1 protein-coding gene and 1 other annotated feature are annotated in these 1,365 nt (G+C 64.7%); the gene reads right to left on the minus strand.

What is annotated here, in order from left to right:
- Window positions 1–30 precede the first annotated feature (30 nt).
- A protein-coding gene (locus AC4JJG_RS21435; protein WP_085949824.1) for an IS3 family transposase occupies window positions 31–1,313 on the minus strand; the annotation gives its coding sequence in 2 pieces (ribosomal slippage) (window positions 31–1,025 and window positions 1,025–1,313; 1,284 coding nt in all).
- Window positions 907–1,035 (minus strand) — a sequence feature (AL1L pseudoknot). It overlaps the preceding gene by 129 nt.
- Window positions 1,314–1,365: the final 52 nt, after the last annotated feature.

Genomic DNA, 1,365 nt, shown 5'->3' on the forward strand with positions numbered 1-1,365 from the left:
TGAATCGCCCCGGGTTTGCTGGAGGCTCGGTTAGTTGGTTCCAGCGTTTGCGGGGACCGGGTTCTCACGGTAGCTGGTGACGGTTTGGGTCGACCAGTAGGCGCTCTCGTACTCGACGGGTGGGACGTGTCCGATCTCGCCGTGCAGGCGGCGGTGGTTGAACCATTCGACGTACTCAGCGACGGCGATCTCGACCTCGCCCACACCTGCCCAGCCGCCTCGCGGGCGCATCACGGGGTTACGGATGCATTCGGCTTTGAACAGCGAGTTGAACGCCTCAGCCATCGCGTTGTCGTATGAATCCCCTTTGGAGCCAACAGATGTCACCGCTTCGGCTTCGGCCAGTCGTTCGGTGTAGCGGATGGCTCGGTATTGCACTCCGCGGTCGGAGTGGTGGATCAGCCCGGCCACGTCGTGGCCGGCACGCGACCGTGCCCACAATCCCATGTTCAGGGCGTCGAGGGCGAGGTCGGTGTGCATGGTGGTCGAGACCTGCCAGCCGACGACCATCCGCGAGAACACGTCCAGGACGAACGCCGCGTACACCCAGCCCGAGTGGGTGCGGATGTAGGTCAGGTCCGCCACCCACAACGCGTTCGGTGCCGCCGCGGTGAACTGACGGTTGACCCGGTCAGCCGGCCGGGGTGTTTCAGCTCCCTCGCTGCGCGTGGTCTTGCGTGTCTTGAGTCTCGCTATCCCTTGCAGCCCATCGGCTTTCATCAATCGCTCGACGGTGCAGCGGGCAGCACTATGGCCCTGTCTGCGCAATTGGGCATGCACCTTGCGGGCACCGTAGACGCCGAGGTTGTCGGCATGCACCGCGCGGACCTGGGTAAGGAGCTCCCGGTCACGCACCACACGAGGCGCCTCGGTCTTCTGGGGGCTCAGGTGGGCTCGTACCGTGGACGGAGCGATCTGGGCGGACGTATCGCGCAATGCCGCACAGATCGGATCGACTCCGTGTTCATCGCGGTGAGCCGCGACGAACTCCACGATCAGCGCTGTGGGCGGTCGATCTCCGCCGCAAAGAAAGCCGAAGCCTGCTTCAAGATCGTGTTCGCTCGCCGCAGTTCACGGTTCTCCCGCTCCAACGCCGCGATGCGGTCAGCGTCCTCACTCGTGGTGCCCGGGCGGACCCCGCCGTCGATCTCGGCCTGACGAACCCAATTGCGCAACGCCTCGGGATGGACTCCGAGCTGATCGGCGATCCGCTTGATCGCACCTCTCGACGAATCGGGATCTCGTCGCGCTTCACATGCCATCCGGGTGGCCCGGTCCTTGAGTTCCTCACTGTACTTGCGTGGTGCTGCCATGCTCTCCATCCTTCACAGGTTCGAGAGCCTCCGACAGACCCGGGGCGGTTCA

Source organism: Gordonia sp. B8661-1 (genome assembly GCF_059427765.1).